This window comes from Klebsiella planticola ATCC 33531 (assembly GCF_000735435.1).
Lineage (GTDB): Bacteria > Pseudomonadota > Gammaproteobacteria > Enterobacterales > Enterobacteriaceae > Klebsiella > Klebsiella planticola.
In genome coordinates, this window is record NZ_JMPP01000055.1 from 274,608 (window position 1) to 295,221 (window position 20,614).

The 20,614-nt window shown below is 57.8% G+C and carries 16 protein-coding genes and 1 pseudogene; 9 read left to right on the forward strand and 8 right to left on the reverse strand.

What is annotated here, in order from left to right; genetic code table 11:
• The first annotated feature begins 194 nt into the window (after positions 1 to 194).
• The gene (gene ybjG, locus GRPL_RS04095) at positions 195 to 788 is read left to right on the forward strand and encodes an undecaprenyl-diphosphate phosphatase (protein WP_032700499.1); all 594 of its coding nucleotides are present in this window, start codon (positions 195 to 197) and stop codon (positions 786 to 788) included.
• Between the two features lie 70 nt (positions 789 to 858).
• Entirely contained in the window at positions 859 to 1,617 is a 759-nt protein-coding gene (deoR, locus tag GRPL_RS04090) for a DNA-binding transcriptional repressor DeoR (RefSeq protein WP_032688678.1), read from the forward strand.
• Between the two features lie 28 nt (positions 1,618 to 1,645).
• On the opposite strand, the gene dacC is transcribed toward deoR, so the two are convergent.
• Entirely contained in the window at positions 1,646 to 2,848 is a 1,203-nt protein-coding gene (gene dacC / locus GRPL_RS04085; protein WP_015584824.1) for a serine-type D-Ala-D-Ala carboxypeptidase, read from the reverse strand.
• Between the two features lie 256 nt (positions 2,849 to 3,104).
• On the opposite strand from dacC, the gene GRPL_RS04080 reads away from it, so the two are divergent.
• On the forward strand, positions 3,105 to 3,731 hold the full coding sequence (locus GRPL_RS04080; protein ID WP_032697669.1) for a glutathione S-transferase family protein: 627 nt from the start codon (positions 3,105 to 3,107) through the stop codon (positions 3,729 to 3,731).
• A gap of 2 nt (positions 3,732 to 3,733) precedes the next feature.
• On the opposite strand, the gene GRPL_RS04075 is transcribed toward GRPL_RS04080, so the two are convergent.
• Both GRPL_RS04075 and bssR read right to left on the reverse strand, forming a co-directional pair.
• A complete protein-coding gene (locus GRPL_RS04075) occupies positions 3,734 to 4,822 on the reverse strand; it encodes a PQQ-dependent sugar dehydrogenase (RefSeq protein WP_375339043.1) in 1,089 nt (362 codons plus the stop codon).
• A 140-nt stretch (positions 4,823 to 4,962) separates the two neighbouring features.
• Positions 4,963 to 5,346, reverse strand: a complete 384-nt coding sequence (gene bssR, locus GRPL_RS04070) for a biofilm formation regulator BssR (RefSeq protein WP_032688759.1) — start codon at positions 5,344 to 5,346, stop codon at positions 4,963 to 4,965.
• A 400-nt stretch (positions 5,347 to 5,746) separates the two neighbouring features.
• Between bssR and GRPL_RS04065 the strand changes: the two genes are divergently transcribed.
• Positions 5,747 to 6,985 (forward strand): oligosaccharide MFS transporter, encoded by a 1,239-nt coding sequence (locus GRPL_RS04065; protein WP_162180119.1) that lies wholly within the window; start codon positions 5,747 to 5,749, stop codon positions 6,983 to 6,985.
• Positions 6,986 to 7,113: 128 nt separating this feature from the next.
• A complete protein-coding gene (gene rimO / locus GRPL_RS04060; RefSeq protein WP_032688683.1) occupies positions 7,114 to 8,439 on the forward strand; it encodes a 30S ribosomal protein S12 methylthiotransferase RimO in 1,326 nt (441 codons plus the stop codon).
• A gap of 113 nt (positions 8,440 to 8,552) precedes the next feature.
• Here the strand turns inward: rimO and gsiD are convergent, their stop codons facing one another.
• From gsiD to iaaA, 5 genes and pseudogenes are all read right to left on the reverse strand, one after another.
• Positions 8,553 to 9,464 (reverse strand): glutathione ABC transporter permease GsiD, encoded by a 912-nt coding sequence (gene gsiD, locus GRPL_RS04055; RefSeq protein ID WP_032700501.1) that lies wholly within the window; start codon positions 9,462 to 9,464, stop codon positions 8,553 to 8,555.
• 1 nt (position 9,465) lies between these two features.
• Positions 9,466 to 10,386, reverse strand: coding sequence for a glutathione ABC transporter permease GsiC (gene gsiC / locus GRPL_RS04050; RefSeq protein ID WP_015584828.1), 921 nt, complete (start codon positions 10,384 to 10,386; stop codon positions 9,466 to 9,468).
• 91 nt (positions 10,387 to 10,477) lie between these two features.
• Positions 10,478 to 12,019, reverse strand: coding sequence for a glutathione ABC transporter substrate-binding protein GsiB (gene gsiB, locus GRPL_RS04045; protein WP_032688687.1), 1,542 nt, complete (start codon positions 12,017 to 12,019; stop codon positions 10,478 to 10,480).
• 37 nt (positions 12,020 to 12,056) lie between these two features.
• On the reverse strand, positions 12,057 to 13,913 hold the full coding sequence (gene gsiA, locus GRPL_RS04040; protein WP_032688688.1) for a glutathione ABC transporter ATP-binding protein GsiA: 1,857 nt from the start codon (positions 13,911 to 13,913) through the stop codon (positions 12,057 to 12,059).
• Positions 13,882 to 14,866 (reverse strand): annotated as a pseudogene (iaaA, locus tag GRPL_RS04035) (beta-aspartyl-peptidase). Before iaaA ends, gsiA begins: the two are co-directional and overlap by 32 nt.
• Positions 14,867 to 15,145: 279 nt before the next feature.
• Here iaaA and moeA point away from each other — a divergent pair.
• The 4 genes from moeA to GRPL_RS04015 all read left to right on the forward strand — a co-directional run.
• Complete coding sequence (gene moeA, locus GRPL_RS04030; protein WP_032700503.1) at positions 15,146 to 16,381, forward strand: molybdopterin molybdotransferase MoeA; 1,236 nt, start codon at positions 15,146 to 15,148, stop codon at positions 16,379 to 16,381.
• Entirely contained in the window at positions 16,381 to 17,136 is a 756-nt protein-coding gene (gene moeB, locus GRPL_RS04025) for a molybdopterin-synthase adenylyltransferase MoeB (RefSeq protein ID WP_032688691.1), read from the forward strand. Before moeA ends, moeB begins: the two co-directional genes overlap by 1 nt.
• 153 nt (positions 17,137 to 17,289) lie before the next feature.
• Positions 17,290 to 18,189, forward strand: a complete 900-nt coding sequence (locus GRPL_RS04020) for a glycyl-radical enzyme activating protein (protein ID WP_032700504.1) — start codon at positions 17,290 to 17,292, stop codon at positions 18,187 to 18,189.
• 4 nt (positions 18,190 to 18,193) lie between these two features.
• Positions 18,194 to 20,614: formate C-acetyltransferase/glycerol dehydratase family glycyl radical enzyme (locus GRPL_RS04015; protein WP_032700505.1), on the forward strand; the 2,421-nt coding region annotated here is incomplete at its 3' end.

A 20,614-nucleotide genomic window follows, 5' to 3' on the forward strand; every position in this document is an offset into this window, starting at 1 on the left:
AAATCTGTCTATATTTCGTTTATATTTCAATTAGGTTACAGGCGATATACTCATCCTCTGCGGCATATTCACCACCACATGCCGCGCCACGGCTTCTTAACAAGCTGATAATTAAGACAATACTGCTTTACCTTATCGCCACCGTTTTTTAAGGTGGGCGGCTGATTGCTATCGGATACCAAGAGCCTGAATCTATGCTGGAAAATATCAACGACGCGCTGTTTGCCTTCATCAACGCCACCCCTGCCTCGCCCTCATGGGTCATCGCACTGGCAACATTCATTGCCAAAGACGTGATTCTGATTGTGCCTCTGCTGGCCGCGGCGCTGTGGCTCTGGGGACCAAACCAGCGGCAGCTGGTGTTTAAAGTACTCCTGGCGCTGGCGATTAGCCTGAGTCTGTCATGGATTTTTGGCCTGCTCTTCCCCCATGAGCGGCCGTTTGCCGCAGGCATCGGCTATCAGTTCCTGCATCACGCGCCGAATAACTCCTTCCCCAGCAATCACGGCACCATCAGCTTTACCTTTGCGCTGGCTTTCTTGTTCTGGCATCGCCTGTGGTCCGGGATCGCGCTGCTGGCAACTGCCGTGGCGATCGCCTGGTCCCGCGTCTATCTTGGCGTTCACTGGCCGCTGGATATGCTGGGCGGCCTGCTGACCGGGATGTGCGGCTGCCTGGCCGCCGGATTACTGTGGCAGGCCGGCGGTCAACCGCTGTATCAATACCTGCAGCAGCTGTATCGGGTTTGCTTTTCCCTGCCGATTCGCAAAGGCTGGGTGCGTGACTAACCCTCTTCCGGCAGGTAAAATTGCCCACTGACGCCCTGCCAATGCAGGGCGATTTCAGCGTAGAGGGAATATGGAAACACGTCGTGATGAACGTATCAGCCAGCTCATTCAGGCGCTCAAGCGCAGCGATAAGCTTCATTTAAAAGAGGCCGCCGCGCTCCTTGGCGTATCAGAAATGACCATTCGTCGCGACCTGAACGGCCATAATGGCCCGGTGGTGTTGTTAGGCGGCTATATCGTTCTCGAACCGCGCAGCGCAACCCATTACCTGCTCAGCGACCAGAAAACCCGTCTGGTGGATGAAAAACGCCGTGCCGCTCGTCACGCTGCCGCGCTGCTTGAAGCCCATCAGATGGCTTTTTTCGACTGTGGGACAACCACGCCCTGGATCATTGACGCGATCGATAACGCCCTGCCCTTTACCGGCGTCTGCTATTCGCTGAACACCTTTCTGGCGCTGCAGGAAAAACCCCAGTGTCGGGCCATTCTCTGCGGCGGCGAGTTCCATGCCAGCAATGCCATTTTTAAACCGCTCAGTCTGCAGGATACGCTCAGCCATCTGTGCCCGGACATCGCCTTTTATTCAGCGGCCGGCATCGACTGTGCGCAGGGCGCCACCTGCTATAACCTCGAGGAGCTGCCGGTTAAACACTGGGCGATGAGCAGCGCGCGCTATCACGTGCTGGTTGTCGATCACAGTAAATTTGGCAAAGTCAGACCGGCGCGGATGGGCGATTTATCGCGTTTTGATGTGATTGCCAGCGATGTCTGTCCGGATGAGGATCTGCTTGCGCTGGCGAAAGAAAAGCAGATTTCACTGCTCTACTGACCGCGCCCCGCAGGGCGCGGCCTGTCGGTTAAGAGAACCAGCTACCGAACCAGCCGTGCAGTTTCATCAGCACGAAGTCCATCATCCGGCTAAAGAAACCGCCTTCATTGACCGCTTCCATGACGATAAGCGGGCGCTGCTCGATGGTTTTATCATTGAGCTTAAAGTCGATGGTGCCGACCACCTGTCCTTTGCTAAGCGGCGCCGTCAGCTGCGTATCCGTCAGGGTATAGCTGGCTTTCAGGTTTTTCAGCTGCCCGCGCGGCAGGGTAATCGAACCGGCTTCGCCGGCCCCGAGTTTGGCTTCGTTGCTGTCGCCAAACCAGACGCGCTGGGTGATAAAGGTGGCATCCGGCTTAATCGGCGTCACGGTCTCATAGAAACGGAAGCCCCAGGTCAGCAGCTTTTCGGATTCATTAAAACGAATACGGTCGGTCTTGGTACCGAGCACCACGGCAATCAGACGCATGTCTCCCTGGGTAGCCGAGGAGACCAGGTTGTAGCCAGCGCCGGCGGTGGTCCCTGTTTTGACGCCATCCGCGTTCAGGTTTGAGCTCCACAGCAGGCGGTTACGGTTCGGCTGACGAATCTTATTGAAGGTGAACTCTTTCTCTTTATGAATGGCGTACTCTTCAGGGACGTCATGAATCATCGCTTTGGTCAGCAGCGCCATGTCACGCGCGGTACTAAACTGGCCTGGCGCATCCAGGCCGTGCACGGTCATAAAGGTGGTATTGGTCAGCCCCATTTTTTGCGCATAGCCGTTCATCAGGCTGACGAATGCATCCTGGCTCCCCGCCACGTAGTCGGCGATCGCGATACTGGCATCGTTGCCGGACTGGATAATCACGCCTTTATTCAGGTCTTCGACCGAAACCTGCATCCCCGGTTTAAGGAACATCACCGATGACCCGCGCAGCGCCGGGTTACCGGTAGCCCAGGCATCGCGACCGACGGTGACCATATCGGTGGACTTAATCTTGCCCGCCTTCAGCGCCTGCCCGACGACATAGCTGGTCATGATCTTGGTCAGACTTGCCGGGTCGAGTTTTTCATCGGCGTTGCCCTCGCTCAGCACTTTACCGCTGGCGTAATCCATCAGGATCCAGGCTCGGGCATCGATCGATGGGGCATCGGGGAGTTGTTCCGCAGCCTGCACCGCAGGTGCCACAAGAACGAGAAGAGCGCAGCCTGCCACGAGGCCGCGAAGGGAAAAAGCGTCATGCGTCATAAGAGCCACCCAAGTATCCTTTCCAAACAAAATATGCCGCAGCACTCTATCGGCGCAACAGCAGCCGGTGAGTAAAGCGTACAAATGACCTTAAAGAAACAGCGAGTTGGTAAAGTTTTTAAAGTTTACGCAATAACCTCGCCCCCTGCTGAAAACAGAGCAATTTTTTTGATCATGATTGCCTAAATATTATCTTTATTCCAACATGATTGCTCACCATGCTGCAACGGCGGCTCAATAACAGGCAGGAACCAATATGATTACGCTATGGGGCAGAAATAACTCGACGAATGTGAAGAAAGTACGCTGGGTGCTGGCGGAGCTGGGTCTTCCCTATCAGCATATTATGGCAGGGCTGGAGTTTGGCTTAAATCATGACCCGGAGTATCTGGCGATGAACCCGAATGGTCTGGTGCCGCTGTTGAAAGATGATGCCAGTGATCTCGTCCTTTGGGAATCGAATGCCATTATTCGCTATCTGGCCGCCGAGTATGGCCAGGATCGTTTATGGGTCACATCGCCGCGCAAACGCGCGCAGAGCGATAAATGGATGGACTGGGCAAACGGTTCGCTGTCTCCCGCCCACCGTCCGGTATTAATGGGGCTGGTCAGAACGCCGGCGGATAAGCGCGACCCGGCGTCCATCGCCGCCGGTATTGCCGCCTGTGAAGCGCTTTTGGCGATTCTTGATGATGAGCTGGCAACCTCTCCCTGGCTATCCGGAGAGGCCTTTGGCCTTGGCGACATCGCCGTGGCACCGTTCGTTTATAACCTGATGACGATTGTTGACAACTGGCAGCCGCGCCCGCACCTGCAGCGTTGGTACCAGCAGCTTAACCAACGCCAGGCGTGGCGCGATGTGGTGATGATTCCGGTCACCTGATGCTAGTCGGCCGGACTGACCTTCAGCAGTTCGCCGTTGGACTCGTCGGTTAACACATACAGATAGCCGTCGGGTCCGACGCGCACATCGCGGATCCGCTTGCCGCGCTCGCCCAGAATGCGCGCCTCTTCGCTCACCTTATCGCCATCCACCTTCAGAACAATCAGCGACTGGTCCTTCAGCGCCCCGATAAACAGCTTGTGCTGCCACTGCGGGAAGGTCGGCGCTGCGTAGAAAGCCATCCCGCTTACCGCCGGAGACCGCTTCCAGACGAAAAGCGGCGCTTCAGTTCCGGCGACCGCCGTGCCCTGCGCTTCGGGAATCGCCAGACCGCTGTAGTTGACGCCATGGGTCGCCAGCGGCCAGCCGTAGTTCTTGCCCTTCTGCGGAATATTGATCTCGTCGCCGCCGCGCGGCCCGTGTTCGTTGAGCCACAGCGTATCGGTCCACGGATTCATCGCCATTCCCTGCGGATTGCGGATGCCATAAGACCAGATCTCCGGCCTCGCCCCCGCGCGATGAACAAAAGGATTATCGGCAGGCACTTTGCCGTCCTGGGTCAGACGCACCACTTTTCCCTGCAGTTTATCCAGATCCTGCGCCGTGGGACGTTGGTTATTTTCGCCCAGGCCAATGAATAAATATCCTTTGCCATCAAAAACCAGGCGCCCGCCGAAATGGTTGCCGGTGGAGAGCTTCGGCTGTTGGCGGAAGACTACCTGAAAATGTTCCAGCTGCTGAAGGTTGTCGCTCAGGCGGCCATAACCTACGGCGGTACCGGCTTTGCCGTCATCGCCGACTTCAGCAAAACTCAGCCAGACCCGGCGGGAGTGGGCGAAATCCGGCGCCAGCGCCACGTCAAGCAATCCTCCCTGGCCGCTGGCCCAGACCGGCGGGACGCCGGTTATCGCGGCCGAAAGACCTTCCCCCTGCCGCCAGCGCTTCAGTTCGCCCGAACGCAGGGTAATCAGGATTCCCTGGTCATCGGGCAGAAAGGCCAGCGCCCACGGATGGGCAAGCTGATTTTGCAATACCTCAACGCGCACCTTCCCGGCGAGGGTCACGGCAGGAAATAACAGGGTGGCGAGCATCAGCGAAATGGCAACCTGGCGCATAGCATTCTCCTTTCATCGGCAATACTTTCGGCAATGCGCTAAGGGTAGCCAGCGGGGAACATCAGGAGGGGATTTTTACATAACATTAAGCAGGGGGAGCTCGCCTCCCCCTGAATTCAGACGTGGGTCACTGACGCCTGTTTATTCAGTTTATGAATATTCATCGTCAGCTCTGCCAGACAGCGTTCTAGCGTCTCTACGTTAACCGCAATATACGACGGGCAATCATGATGCCCGCTCATCAGGCAAACCGCCGCAGACGCGATGGCTCCACCTGCAAGACGGAGAGCGTCCTTTTCTTCCGGTGCAAGAACGTGCTGCAACTGCAGCCCGTACTCACGCATTTCACCACACAGTTCGAACAAGTTATCACGCAGATGCTCATTTTCGCTGACTGACATATAGCCTTTCGCTTTGCGTAACTGCAAATAAGCGTCGAGATCAATATTGGCATTAATCAGCTTATTCAGAAGGTTACGATACAGTCTGTCAACGCTCATCATGGTTCCTCCTCTGTCATCCATTACCATTATTAGAATATGGTTATTTTTCGTACAAAAGGATGCGCGAGGTCAATAATTTCTGGTTAATTAACATCATTTACAATGTTACATTTATGTTCAAACTCGCGACCGCCCATCTCTTTCAGGCCCCATGAAAAAAACCAAAGAAAATGTTATACGCTCTCACAAAATAACCCATCGACACGAACGTGTGAATATCGATAAATAACTCTTTTTTGCCGCTAAGATCACAAATAACCATCATTTCAATTGATCAAAATTTCCAGCGGGTGTCATATCAGCGACATTAATGTAATACGTATAACATTTAATAAAAACACAATCTGCGGCCATTGCCCGCAGCACTAACTCCGATCCGCCTGAAGGAACTGAAATGATTACGCCCGGCAAAAGAAACTACATATTGTTGAGTCTTTTCGATTTCCTCTATCTATTCGCCTGGTCATCCACCATGGCGTTCTTTGTCATCTGGACGACTCAGCATCTCGGCATCAGCGCCACCAAAACCGGTCTGCTGTACTCCGTCAACGCCTTTATTGCGCTGTTGATGCAGCCCTTTTTTGGCTTCATTGCCGATAAATTTGGCCTGAAAAAACGGCTTATCTGGATCCTGCTGGCCATGCTGCTGCCGGTCGGCCCGTTCTTTATTTATCTCTATGCCCCGCTGCTGGTCCACAGCTTCTGGCTGGGGGCCTTGTTGGGCGGTATCTACCTGGGGATGATTTTTAACTCCGGCTGCGGAGTGATCGATTCGTATATCGACAAAATTTCGCGTCGCTATCACTTTGAGTATGGTCGGGTGCGGATGTGGGGCTCGTTAGGTTGGGCCGCCGCCGCGTGGATTGTGGGAAAATACATCGACAGCAACCCCAATCTTGCCTTCTGGCTGGCCAGTATTGCCATTGTGATTGCCGCCTTCTGCTTCATGCTGACTAAAATTGAACTCACCGAAGCCGAGATGGAAAAAACCAGCGCGCTGAAGGTCTCCCATGCGCTGGAGCTGGCAAAAAACGGGCAGTTCTGGATGCTGCTGATCTTTACCTTATTCGTTACGCAGATTTATGACACCTACGATCAGCAGTTTGCGCAGTACTTCTCATTGCAGTTCCCTACTCCGGAAGAAGGCAACCGCTGGTACGGAATTCTGGCCTCCATCCAGGTCTGCGGTGAAACGCTCTTTCTGTGCCTGATGCCGTGGTTTGTTAACCGTACCGGGGCCAAGTGGGCGCTGATTATTGCCGGATTGATTATGTCGGTACGCATCGTGGGTTCCGCCATCCCGCTTGGTCCGGTGTGGATTGGCGCGGTGAAAATGATGCACGCGCTGGAAAAACCACTCATCCTGGTTTCAGTATTTAAATTCATCGCCGCCAACTTCGACCATAAGTTGTCATCAACGGTCTATTTGCTGGTGCTGTTTGTAGCCTCCATCGCCACTGCGATTTACTCGCCGCTGGCCGGCTACCTGTATGACACCATCGGTTTCGCGCATACTTATTATATTCTCGGCGGCATCGCCGGGCTCTTCACCCTGATATCGATTTTCACCCTCCGCGATAAGCGAGAACCCACCGCCCCTGGCGCGGCACCGGCAGGAGGCGTCGCGCAGCCATAACGAACCAGCCGCCCGGGAGGATCTCCCGGGCTTTTTCATCATCTGTCACACCGTGGCTATACTCTTTTTCATAAAGATCTGTAAAATTCCTACCCTGACCATTCCAATAATCGAACACTTTTTAAACTATGAGCAATGTAACGCATCAGCCGAAGATCGGCTTTGTCTCTCTGGGCTGCCCGAAAAACCTCGTGGACTCAGAACGCATCCTGACCGAACTGCGTACCGAAGGTTATGACGTGGTCCCCACCTACGACAATGCCGATATGGTTATCGTCAACACCTGCGGCTTTATCGACAGCGCCGTTCAGGAGTCTCTGGAAGCCATTGGCGAAGCGTTAAAAGAAAATGGCAAAGTGATTGTGACCGGCTGCCTGGGCGCGAAAGAAGACCAGATTCGCGAAGTGCATCCGAAAGTACTGGAGATAACCGGGCCGCACAGCTATGAACAGGTTCTGCAACATGTCCACCACTATACGCCGAAGCCTAAACACAACCCGTTCCTGAGCCTGGTGCCGGAACAGGGCGTGAAGCTCACGCCGCGTCATTACGCCTACCTGAAAATTTCCGAAGGCTGTAACCATCGCTGCACCTTCTGCATTATCCCGTCGATGCGTGGCGATCTCGTCAGCCGCCCAATTGGTGAAGTGCTGTCCGAGGCCAAACGTCTGGCCGATGCCGGCGTCAAAGAGCTGCTGGTCATCTCTCAGGATACCTCCGCCTACGGTGTCGATGTGAAGCACCGTACCGGCTTCCACGACGGCGCGCCGGTTAAAACCAGCATGGTCAGCCTGTGCGAAGAGCTGGCTAAACTGGGTATCTGGGTCCGTCTGCACTACGTCTACCCGTACCCGCACGTCGATGACGTCATTCCACTGATGGCGGAAGGTAAAATTCTGCCGTATCTGGATATCCCGCTGCAGCATGCCAGCCCGCGCATTCTGAAACTGATGAAACGCCCGGGTTCTGCCGACCGTCAGCTGGCGCGCATTAAGCAGTGGCGTGAAATCTGCCCTGACCTGACCCTGCGTTCGACCTTCATCGTTGGCTTCCCGGGCGAAACGGAAGAAGATTTCCAGATGCTGCTCGACTTCCTGAAAGAGGCTCGCCTTGACCGCGTTGGCTGCTTTAAGTACAGCCCGGTCGAAGGGGCGACCGCTAACGAGCTGGCGGATCAGGTGCCTGAAGAGGTGAAAGAAGAGCGCTGGAACCGCTTTATGCAGCTGCAGCAGCAGATCTCCGCCGAACGCCTGCAGGAGAAGGTCGGCCGCGAGATCACGGTGCTGATCGATGAAGTGGACGAAGAAGGCGCCATTGGCCGCAGTATGGCCGATGCTCCGGAAATCGACGGTGCGGTCTACCTGAACGGCGAAACGAAGGTCAAACCTGGCGACGTAGTCCGTGTGAAAGTCGAACACGCCGACGAATACGATCTGTGGGGCAGCCGGGTTTAATTCCACCCTCTGATCGTATCCCGGACGGCGGCGCTAACGCGCCTTAATCCGGGCGACAAAACCGCACTAATCCGTAGCCCCGGCAAACGACAGCGCCACCGGGGAATAGCACGTTATCCCTTTAGCTTCGGATCCAGCGCATCACGCAGACCGTCTCCCAGCAGGTTAAACGCCAGCACCGTCAGGAAAATCGCAATCGCCGGGAACAGCGCCACGTGCGGCGCCATCACCATATCCGCCCGCGCTTCATTGAGCATTGCTCCCCATTCCGGAGTCGGCGGCTGCGCCCCGAGCCCCAGGAAAGAGAGACTGGCGGCGGAGATAATCGACACCCCGATACGCATGGTGAAATAGACCACGATCGACGATACCGTACCGGGCAAAATATGACTGAACAGGATCGTCATATCGCTGGCGCCGATGCTGCGCGCCGATTCAATAAAGGTCTGCTGCTTGAGCACCAGGGTGTTACCACGCACCAGGCGGGCAAACGCCGGGATCGAAAAGATCGCCACCGCAATGATCACATTCGACATGCCGCTGCCCATCACCGCCACCACGGCAATCGCCAGCAGGATCCCCGGGAAGGCGAACAGCACATCGCAGATGCGCATAATGATGCGATCCCACCAGCCTTCATAATACCCGGCCAGCAGACCGAGCACGGTACCGATCGCCGCGCCGATCAGCACCGCCAGCACGCCGGCGGCCAGCGAAATCTGCGCTCCCACCAACACCCGGCTAAAAATATCGCGCCCGAGCGAATCCACCCCAAACCAGTGCATCATCGACGGGCCGTCGTTGAGCCGGTCATAATCAAAATAGTTTTCCGCATCGAACGGCGCTATCCACGGTGCCGCGAGAGCAACTACAATCAGCAGCAGGACAAATACACCGGCGCCCATCGCCACCGGCTGACGACGAAATCGCCGCCAGAACTCACGCCACGGCGTGCGTATTTGTCCGGGCTTAACTCCCGGCATGGCGTTAATAACCGCCTCTCTTCTCCAGTTGAGCAATCGCACCTTACTTGTACCTGATAGCCGGGTTAATGGCGGCGTACAGAACATCCACCACTAAATTGATAAGAATAAATTCCAGCGAAAAGAGGAGGACTTCCGCCTGAATAACCGGATAGTCGCGCATCTCCACCGAATCCACCAGCAGCCGTCCAAGACCTGGCCAGTTAAAGACCTTCTCGACCACGATCGACCCACCGAGCAAAAAACCGAACTGCAGTCCCATCATAGTCACCACCGGGATCATGGCGTTGCGCAGACCGTGTTTCAGCACCACCCGGGTCTCACTGACCCCTTTGGCGCGCGCCGTGCGCATATAATCTTCGTGCAGAACATCAACAAATGAGGCGCGGGTAAAACGAGCCATCACCGCGGCAACGGCGGCCCCCAGCGTCAGGGAGGGCAAAATATAGTGCCGCCAGCTGTCGGCACCCACCGTCGGCAGCCAGCCCAGTTCCACCGAGAAGACCTGCATCAGCAACATACCGAGCGCGAAAGCCGGAAATGAAATACCGGTCACCGCCAGCGCCATCCCCAGGCGGTCAGGCCAGCGATTGCGCCACACGGCCGCCACAATGCCCGCCGCCATGCCGAAGATCACCGCCCAGCTCATGCTGGCGAGGGTCAGCCACAACGTCGGCATAAAGCGGCTGGCTATTTCGCTGCTGACCGGACGGCGCGACGCCATCGAGGTGCCGAAATCGCCCTGCAATACGCTGGTGATATAGTGCCAGAACTGCACATGCAGCGGCTGGTCGAGCCCCAGCTGCTGGCGCACCATCGCCACCACCTGCGCATCGGCCTCTGGCCCGGCAATCAGCCGCGCCGGATCGCCAGGCAACATATGCACGAACAGGAACACCAGCACGGCCACAATCAGCAGCGTGGGAATCAGCCCCAGCAGACGCTTAATCACATAGTTGAGCATCGTCCCCCCTCGCCCGGAGGCGCGAATGAAAAGCGGAGCCGCTCGCACCATCTTCCTCTCCCGCTGCGGGAGAGGAGCAGAGTATCCTCCATCACTGGGTTAAATCCGCCTGCTCGAAGCTGAACCCGGTATCCGGCTGGATATAGAAACCGGTCAGATTTTTGCTGTGCGCCGAGACCAGTTTTTCCACCACCAGCGGCACCCACGGGGACTCTTTCCAGATAGTCTCCTGCGCCTCTTTATAGAGCCGCGTTTTTTCCTTCACGTCGGTGGTTTTCAGCGCATCCGTCAGATCTTTATCCACCTGCGGATTACCATAAAACGCGGTGTTGAACAGGGTCGGCGGCCAGTTTTGCGAAGCAAACAGCGGTGACAGCGCCCAGTCAGCTTCGCCGGTTGAAGCCGACCAGCCGGTGTAGAACATCCGCACCCCGCTCTCTTTCTGTCCTTTACCCTCGACTTCCGCCGCACGCTGCCCGGCATCCATGGCCGTCAGCTGGGCCTTAATCCCCACCTGCGCCAGCTGCTGCTGGGTGAACTGCAGCACTTTCTGCGCGGTACTGTGGTTATGCGACGACCACAGCGTGGTGCTGAAACCGTTAGGGAAACCGGCCTCTTTCAGCAGCTCGCGGGCTTTCGCCGGGTCATACGGCCACGGTTTAAAGCTTTCGGCATAGGCAATAGACGGCGGTACGACGCCGGTGGCCGGTGTCGCATAGCCAGCGAACGCCACTTTGACCAGCGCCTGGCGGTTGATCGCGTAGTTGATCGCTTCACGTACTTTCGGGTTATCGAACGGTTTTTGCGTCACGTTCATGCTGATGTAACGCTGCATGATCGACGGGCTGGCCACCAGCTCCAGCTTGCTGTTTTTCTCCAGCAGCGGCGCCTGCTCATACGGGATGGGGAAAGCGAACTGCGCTTCTCCGGTTTGCAGCATCGCCGCACGAGTGTTGTTATCCACCACCGGACGCCAGGTGATCGAGTCCAGCTTCGGTAGACCCGGCTGCCAGTAACCGGCAAACTTCGTCACCTTCACGAAATCGGTTTGATTCCAGGTGTCCAGCTTATACGGCCCGGTTCCCACCGGATGGAAGCCGATCTCTTTGCCGTACTTTTTCAGCGCCGCCGGAGAGATCATCGCCGTGGCCGGGTGGGCCAGGATATTGATGAACGCGGAGAACGGCTGCTTCAGAGTAATTTTGACCGTCGTCGGATCGAGCGCTTCGGTACTGGCGATATTTTTATACAGGTTGTAGCGCTTGAGATGATTATCAGGATTGCTGGCGCGGTCGAGGTTGACCTTCACCGCCTCGGCGTTAAAGTCGCTGCCGTCCTGGAACTTCACCCCGGAATGGAGTTTGATGGTGTAAACCAGTCCGTCCGGCGAAATGGTATAGCTCTCCGCCAGCACGTTTTGCAGCTTCATCTCTTTATCCAGGCCAAACAGCCCTTGATAGAACGATTTGGCGACGGCCTGGGACAGGGTGTCATTGGCATCATACGGGTCGAGGGTCGTAAAGTTAGAACCGACCGCCACGACCACATCTTTCGCGGCAAAAGCCGGGCTTGCCGCCAGCGCTGACGTGACGACCAGCGCCAGCAACCCTTTGCGTAATACACGTTGTGTCATGTTGTTCTCCTGAAAGGCTGTATTGTTGGTGTCGTTGTTATCTTCCCAGCACGTCGGCGACGGGTTCCCTGGCGACAAAATGGCCCGGTCCCACCTGTTGTAACGGCATGCTGCTAACCTCGGCGCCCCGCTTATAGATATTGCCCGGCAGTTCGTCAGAGAGCAGTACGCGCTGCGGATGACGATGCGTCGGGTCGGCAACCGGTACGGCGGCCATCAATTTGCGGGTGTAAGGGTGCTGCGGGTTTTCAAACACGGCGCGCCGCGGGCCTATCTCGACAATTCGCCCACGATACATCACCGCCACGCGATGGCTGATGCGTTCAACCACCGCCATATCGTGTGAAATAAACAGGAATGCGATGCCCATTTCGCGCTGTAAATCGAGCAGCAGATTAATAATCTGCGCGCGGATTGAAACATCCAGCGCTGACACGGCCTCGTCGGCAATCACCACTTTCGGATTGAGCGCCAGCGCGCGGGCGATACAAATACGCTGGCGCTGGCCGCCGGAAAACTCATGCGGATAGCGCCAGGCATGCTCCGGTTGCAAACCGACCCTCTCCAGCAGCCAGGCGACGCGCGCGCGGGCGGCATCGCCCTCCGGCATGCCGTGTACGCGCAGCGGCTCCATAATCGAATAGCCCACGGTTTGTCGCGGGTCGAGCGACGCAAACGGATCCTGGAAAATAAACTGAATATCGCGGCGCAGCGCCTGGAGTTTGCTGTTTGCCAGCGTATCAATCCGCTCGCCGTTAAAAACGATGGTTCCGCCCTGCGTCGCCACCAGCCGGAGCAAGGCCCGGCCGGTCGTTGACTTCCCGCAACCGGATTCGCCGACCAAAGAGAGCGTCTCCCCCGGCCACAGATCGAAGCTCACCTTCTCCACCGCATGGACTTCGCGGGTGACGCGATTCAGAATGCCGCTGCGCAGCGGGAAGCGCGCCACCAGGTCACGCACTTTAAGAATCGGCTCGCCGGCGATGACGGTCTTCTGTTCCTCCTCATCGGGGACAGCTTGCTCTGGTAACGGAAAATGGCGCGGCAGATCGCTGCCGCGCATCGACCCGAGCCGCGGAACCGCGGCCAGCAGCGCCCGGGTATAGGGATGCTGCGGCGCACGGAAGATCTCCTCCACCGTGCCGCTTTCCACCGCTTCTCCGCGGTACATCACCAGTACCCGATCGGCGATATCGGCGACCACCCCCATATCGTGAGTAATAAAAATCACCCCCATCGCCATCTCTTTTTGCAGCACGGCAATGAGCTGAAGAATCTGAGCCTGAATCGTCACATCCAGCGCCGTGGTGGGCTCATCGGCAATCAGCACCGCAGGACGGCAGGACAGCGCCATCGCGATCATTACCCGCTGACGCATCCCGCCGGAGAGCTGATGGGGATAGCGCGAAAGCATCGTTTCCGCCTCGGGGATCCTGACCTGATCGAGCATTTTCTTCGCTTCGCGCAGCGCCGCATCATGCCCCAGCCCCTGGTGCAAACGAATAGATTCGGCAATCTGCTCTCCGATAGTAAACACCGGGTTTAGCGAGGTCATCGGCTCCTGGAAAATCATCGCCATGTCCGCCCCGCGTACGCTGCGCATCCCCGCTGCTGACTGTTCGCTCAGGGAGACCACCTGACGGTTGCGGCGGCGCAGCCACAGCGCTTCGCTGCTGACCTCGCTTACCGCCCGATCGAGCAGGCGCATCAGCGCCAGCGCGGTCACGGATTTTCCCGAACCCGATTCGCCGACGATGGCTAACGTTTCTCCCCGTCGCAGGGTAAACGACAGCTGCCGCACCGCGGAAAACGTCTCCTGCTCCTGGCGAAACGCCACGTTCAGATCGCGTACCACCAGAACATCATCGGCGTCGATTTCTTGACTCTGCGGCAACCTGCTTCCCCTTATTCCCGATAAATACCAATCGTCGGCGTATCCCCGGCGTAACACCAGGCCCGATACATGCCTTCGCTGTTAAACGGCAGAACCACGTTGCCTTCTCTGTCGATGGCGATCAGGCCGCCGCTGCCGCCGAGCGCCGGCAGTTTTTCCATCACCACCCGCTCACAGGCCTCATACAGGCTGAGATTGCCATACTCCATCAACGCCGCAATATCGTAGGCCGCGAGCGTGCGCATAAACACTTCGCCGGTTCCGGTGCAGGAGACCGCGACACTGGCGTTATTGGCATAGCAGCCGGCCCCCGGTAACGGGCTGTCGCCGACGCGCCCGGGGAGCTTATTGGTCATGCCGCCGGTCGAGGTCGCCGCCGCCAGATTACCAGTCAAATCCAGCGCCACCGCCCCGACGGTCCCCATCTTATGGCGTTCATCGAGCGGCGCGGCGCGATGATCGAGCACAATCTCATTGTCGGCCTGGGCCTGTTGGAGCTGAAGTAAACGTTCAGTGGTCGAAAACAGATGGTTCTCGACCCGTTCCATACCATGGGAGACGGCAAACGCTTCGGCCCCCTCGCCGATCAGCAGCACGTGTGGGCTTTGTTCCAGCACCAGGCGCGCGGCCAATACCGGATTACGTACATGTTTGACCCCGGCAACCGCCCCGGCCTGCAGCCGGTTGCCGTCCATGACGCAGGCATCCAGTTCATGGGTTGCATCGCGGGTAAAGACCGATCCGATCCCCGCGTTAAACAGCGGGCACTCCTCAAGCAGTCGCACCGCTTCCGTCACCGTATCCAGCGCGCTGGCGCCTGCCGCCAGCATTTTTTGCCCGCTATCGACGATCGCCGAAAGCGCCGCCACGTACTGTCGTTCACGTTCCGGCGTCAGGGCAGAGCGCGTAATAGCCCCCGCCCCGCCATGAATTGCTATCACCGCCTTGCCCATTCAGCGATCCTTTACCGATAAAGTGTCTTGATACATCCTGCAAACCGCTCCTGACTGGCGACGGATAACCCGCTCTTTTCCAGGTGTATTGCCCTGCGGCTTCGATGTATTCAGGATGATTTTATGTATAAATATCATTATCGTGCTGACTGTCCTATACAATTTTTGAATATAGAAAGCGCGGAGTGCGGTGTAAACCCTGTACCGTGGAGGCATATAGCCGTCAGCGCTTTTCTGTCATAATAGGTGTTTTCGATGTTTTGCCCGCAGGAGAACCTCATGGATTTTACCGCCGGACTGATGCCGCTCGACACAGCCCTGACTCAGATGCTCAATCGAATTACACCGCTCAGCGCGGTGGAAACCGTCCCGCTGTTGCAGGCCTTTTCGCGCGTAACCGCCCATGATCTCATTTCACCGCTGGACGTCCCGGGTTTTGATAACTCGGCGATGGACGGTTATGCCGTACGTCTGGCCGACCTCGCCGACGGCGCGGCGCTGCCGGTTGCGGGTAAAGCGTTCGCCGGACAGCCGTTCCACGATGCCTGGCCTGCGGGAAGCTGTATTCGCATCATGACCGGAGCGCCAGTTCCGCCAGGCTGCGACGCGGTAGTGATGCAGGAAGAGACCGAGCAGACCGCAGAGGGCATCCGCTTCGTCGCGCCGGTCAACGCCGGGCAGAACATTCGCCGCCGTGGGGAAGATATCGCCGATGGCGCCGTCGTCTTTCCGGCAGGCACCCCGCTCACCGTCGCCGAACTACCGGTGCTCGCCTCGCTGGGGATTGCCCAGGTGGCAGTGGTGCGCAAAGTGCGCGTCGCGGTCTTCTCGACCGGGGATGAACTGCAGCTGCCGGGCCAGCCGCTGGGCGACGGGCAAATTTACGATACCAACCGCCTCGCCGTTCACCTGATGCTTGAGCAACTGGGCTGCGAGGTGATTAACCTTGGCATTATTCCTGACGATCCGGATCGACTGCGCGAGGCGTTTATCGAGGCCGACCGGCAGGCCGACGTGGTCATCAGCTCCGGCGGCGTCTCCGTCGGGGAAGCGGACTACACCAAAGAGATACTCGAAGAGCTGGGCGAAATCGGCTTCTGGAAGCTGGCCATCAAGCCGGGCAAACCTTTTGCCTTCGGAAAACTGACTAACAGCTGGTTCTGCGGCCTGCCGGGTAATCCGGTTTCCGCCACCCTCACCTTCTATCAGCTGGTGCAGCCGTTGCTGGCAAAACTGGGGGGCAACGGCGGCCAGGCGCAGCCGATACGCCTGCGCGTTCGCGCCGCGACGCGGCTGAAGAAATCACCGGGCCGTCTCGACTTCCAGCGCGGCGTGCTGCGACGCAATCCGGACGGTGAGCTGGTGGTTGAATCGACCGGTCATCAGGGGTCGCACATCTTCAGTTCGTTCAGTCTCGGCAACTGTTTTATCGTCCTCGAACGTGAACGCGGCGCCGTTGAAGCGGGTGAATGGGTTGAAATCGAGCCCTTTAACCATCTGTTCGGGGGGCTGTAATGGCGGTTGAACTGAGCGATGAGGAGATGCTGCGCTACAACCGGCAAATCATCCTGCGCGGTTTCGACTTTGATGGTCAGGAGCAGCTGAAAGCCTCGCGGGTGCTGGTGGTTGGCCTGGGCGGGCTCGGCTGCGCGGCTGCGCAGTATCTGGCGGCGGCGGGCGTCGGTCAGCTCACGCTGCTGGATTTTGACACCGTGTCGCTCTCCAATTTGCAGCGTCAGACGCTGCACAGCGATGCGACCCTCGGCCAACCGAAGGTCGACTCCGCGCGCGACGCGCTGGCGCGTATCAACCCGCACGTGCAGCTCGCGACGCTGAATGCTTTGCTGGAAGAGCAGGCCTTGTGGGCGCAGATCGCCGCCCACGATCTGGTGCTCGACTGCACCGATAACGTCGCAATCCGCAACCAGCTTAACGCGGGCTGTTTCCGGCATAAAACGCCGCTGGTTTCCGGTGCGGCAATTCGCATGGAAGGCCAGATCAGCGTTTTTACCTGGCAGGAGGGTGAGCCATGCTATCGCTGTCTGAGCCGTCTGTTCGGCGACAACGCCCTCACCTGCGTGGAGGCGGGCGTGATGGCGCCGCTGGTGGGTGTCATCGGCGCGTTACAGGCGATGGAAGCGATTAAAGTACTCAGCCGCTATGGCGCGCCGGCGGCAGGCAAAATCGTCATGTACGACGCGATGACCTGTCAGTTTCGTGAAATGAAGCTGCCGCGTAATCCGCAGTGCGAGGTGTGCGCCAGCCGCTAACCCCCCACCGGCGGCGACCGTCGCCGGCTAATCTGTGACCCGCTACACCTTTCCCTCCTCTCCCCGGGCGTATCCGTTCTGCTTGTTGATTTGCATCAAGGTAACTTTCATTCGAAAGTAATTTAATCTTCATATGCAAAAAGAGGGCTCAACATGATCTTCAACATTCAGCGCTATTCAACCCACGACGGCCCGGGGATTCGCACCGTCGTATTCCTTAAAGGCTGCTCGCTGGGTTGCCGCTGGTGTCAGAATCCGGAAAGTCGCTCCCGCACGGCGGATCTGCTGTATGACGCCCGGCTGTGTCTCGACGGCTGCGATCTGTGTCAGCAGGCGGCGCCGGAGGTGATAACCCGCAAGCTGGATGGCCTGATTATCCATCGTGAAAAGCTCACCGATGACCACTATGCGCGGCTGCGCGAATGCTGCCCGACCACCGCACTCACCGTCTGCGGCGAAGAGCAGCCCGTGGAGGAGATTATGGCGACGGTACTGCGCGATAAACCGTTCTACGAGCGCAGCGGCGGCGGGGTTACCCTCTCAGGCGGTGAGCCGTTTATGAATCCTGAGCTGGCGCAGCAGCTGTTTCAGACCTGTCATGAAGCCGGTATTCACACCGCCGTCGAAACCTGTCTGCACGTGCCGTGGAAATACGTGGCGCCTTCGCTGCCGTGGGTAGATCTGTTTCTCGCCGATCTTAAGCATGTGAACGAAGCGATTTTCAACCAGTGGACGGATGGCAGCGCCCGCCGGGTGCTGGATAACCTGCAACGCGTTGCGCAGGCCGGCAAAAAAATCATCATCCGCGTCCCGCTGATTCAGGGATTTAATGCCGATGAAGCCGCCATCACCGCCATCACCGATTTTGCCGCCGACCGTCTGAAGGTCGAGGAGATTCACTTCCTGCCGTACCACACGCTGGGAATGAACAAATATCAGTTACTCAGTCAGCCCTATACCGCTCCGGACAAACCGCTTGCTGCACCCGAGCTGCTCGCCTTCGCGCAGCACTATGCTCAGAGCAAAGGTTTAACGGCTACTTTACGAGGATAAACTCATGACTACCCTGAAACTGGATACGCTGAGCGCTCGCATTCAGGCGCATAAAATGGCGCTGGTACATATCGTTAAGCCGCCGGTATGCACCGAGCGCGCGCAGCATTATACCGCAGCTTATCAGCAGCATCTGGATAAGCCGATCCCGGTACGTCGCGCGCTGGCGCTGGCCCATCACCTGGCGGAGCGGACTATCTGGATCAAACACGACGAGCTGATCGTCGGCAACCAGGCAAGCGAAGTCCGCGCCGCGCCGATCTTCCCGGAATATACCGTCAGCTGGATTGAAAAAGAGATCGATGATCTGGCCGATCGTCCGGGGGCCGGTTTTGCCGTCAGCGAAGAGAACAAGCAGGTGCTGCACGAGATCTGCCCGTGGTGGCGTGGACAGACCGTTCAGGATCGCTGCTACGGGATGTTTACCGATGAACAAAAAGCGCTGCTGGCCACCGGCATTATTAAAGCGGAAGGCAATATGACCTCCGGCGACGCCCACCTTGCGGTCAACTATCCGCTGCTGCTGGAAAAAGGGCTCGACGGCATGCGCGCCAAAGTGGCCGAGCGCCGTTCACGCATCAACCTTACGGTGCTGGAAGATTTGCACGGCGAGCAGTTCCTGAAAGCCATTGATATCGTGCTGGAAGCGGTGAGCGCACACTGCCAACGCTTTGCCGAACTGGCCCGTACCATGGCTGCCGCCGAGACACGCGAAACGCGCCGCGACGAGCTGCTGGCCATCGCCGAAAACTGCGACCTCATCGCCCATGAACCGCCAAAAACGTTCTGGCAGGCGCTGCAGCTGTGCTACTTCATCCAGTTGATTTTGCAAATTGAATCCAACGGCCACTCGGTTTCCTTCGGGCGTATGGATCAGTACCTCTATCCCTACTACCGTCGCGACGTCGAGCTGCAGCAATCGCTGGCGCGCGAACAAGCGATTGAGCTGCTGCACAGCTGCTGGCTGAAGCTGCTGGAAGTGAACAAAATCCGCTCCGGCTCGCACTCGAAAGCCTCCGCGGGCAGCCCGCTGTACCAGAACGTGACCATCGGCGGCCAGAACCTGGTCGACGGCCACGCGCAGGATGCGGTGAACCCGCTCTCCTATGCGATTCTCGAATCCTGCGGCCGTCTGCGCTCCACCCAGCCGAACCTCAGCGTGCGCTACCACGCCGGCATGAGTAATGACTTCCTTGACGCCTGCGTACAGGTCATTCGCTGCGGCTTCGGGATGCCGGCGTTCAATAACGACGAAATCGTTATTCCGGAATTCATCAAACTCGGCATCGAACCACAGGATGCCTACGACTACGCGGCCATCGGCTGCATCGAAACCGCCGTCGGCGGCAAGTGGGGCTATCGCTGCACCGGGATGAGCTTTATCAACTTCGCCCGCGTGATGCTCGCCGCCCTGGAAGGCGGTCGCGATGCTACCAGCGGTCAGGTGTTCCTGCCGCAAGAACATGCGCTGTCGAAAGGCAATTTCACCCGCTTCGAGCAGGTGCTGGAAGACTGGGATACCCAGATTCGCTACTACACGCGCAAATCGATAGAGATTGAGTACGTCGTCGATACCATGCTGGAAGAGAACGTCCACGACATTCTGTGCTCGGCGCTGGTGGATGATTGCATCGAGCGGGCGAAGAGCATCAAACAAGGCGGCGCCAAATACGATTGGGTTTCCGGACTGCAGGTCGGTATTGCCAACCTCGGCAACAGCCTGGTCGCCGTGAAAAAGCTGGTGTTTGAGCAGGGGGCAATCGGTCAGCAGCAGCTGGCAAAAGCGCTGGCGGAAGACTTTGCTGGCCTGACCCACGAGCAGCTGCGTCAGCGCTTAATCAACGGCGCGCCGAAGTACGGTAATGATGATGACAGCGTGGATACCCTGCTGGCGCGCGCGTACCAGACCTATATCGATGAGCTGAAGCAGTACCACAACCCGCGCTATGGCCGCGGTCCAATCGGCGGCAACTACTACGCCGGCACGTCGTCCATCTCTGCTAACGTGCCGTTTGGCGCCCAGACGATGGCCACGCCGGACGGACGTAAGGCGCACTCGCCGCTGGCGGAAGGTGCCAGCCCGGCTTCCGGGACTGACCATCTGGGGCCGACGGCGGTCATCAGCTCCGTCGGCAAACTGCCGACCGGTTCGATTCTCGGGGGGGTGCTGCTTAACCAGAAGCTCAACCCGGCGACGCTGGAGAACGAGTCCGATAAGCAGAAACTGATGGTGCTACTGCGTACCTTCTTCGAAGTGCATAAAGGCTGGCATATCCAGTACAACATCGTGTCGCGGGAGACGCTGCTGGAAGCGAAAAAGCACCCTGACCAGTATCGTGATTTAGTGGTCCGCGTGGCGGGATACTCGGCGTTCTTTACCGCCCTGTCGCCGGATGCCCAGGACGATATCATCGCCCGTACCGAG

Excerpts from the sequence above, each read along its gene's own strand:
- ybjG (WP_032700499.1), top strand. The coding sequence starts at position 195 with ATGCTGGAAAATATCAACGACGCGCTGTTTGCCTTCATCAACGCCACC.
- deoR (WP_032688678.1), top strand. The coding sequence starts at position 859 with ATGGAAACACGTCGTGATGAACGTATCAGCCAGCTCATTCAGGCGCTC.
- dacC (WP_015584824.1), bottom strand. The coding sequence starts at position 2,848 with ATGACGCATGACGCTTTTTCCCTTCGCGGCCTCGTGGCAGGCTGCGCT.
- GRPL_RS04080 (WP_032697669.1), top strand. The coding sequence starts at position 3,105 with ATGATTACGCTATGGGGCAGAAATAACTCGACGAATGTGAAGAAAGTA.
- GRPL_RS04075 (WP_375339043.1), bottom strand. The coding sequence starts at position 4,822 with ATGCTCGCCACCCTGTTATTTCCTGCCGTGACCCTCGCCGGGAAGGTG.
- bssR (WP_032688759.1), bottom strand. The coding sequence starts at position 5,346 with ATGAGCGTTGACAGACTGTATCGTAACCTTCTGAATAAGCTGATTAAT.
- rimO (WP_032688683.1), top strand. The coding sequence starts at position 7,114 with ATGAGCAATGTAACGCATCAGCCGAAGATCGGCTTTGTCTCTCTGGGC.
- gsiC (WP_015584828.1), bottom strand. The coding sequence starts at position 10,386 with ATGCTCAACTATGTGATTAAGCGTCTGCTGGGGCTGATTCCCACGCTG.
- gsiB (WP_032688687.1), bottom strand. The coding sequence starts at position 12,019 with ATGACACAACGTGTATTACGCAAAGGGTTGCTGGCGCTGGTCGTCACG.
- moeA (WP_032700503.1), top strand. The coding sequence starts at position 15,146 with ATGGATTTTACCGCCGGACTGATGCCGCTCGACACAGCCCTGACTCAG.
- moeB (WP_032688691.1), top strand. The coding sequence starts at position 16,381 with ATGGCGGTTGAACTGAGCGATGAGGAGATGCTGCGCTACAACCGGCAA.
- GRPL_RS04020 (WP_032700504.1), top strand. The coding sequence starts at position 17,290 with ATGATCTTCAACATTCAGCGCTATTCAACCCACGACGGCCCGGGGATT.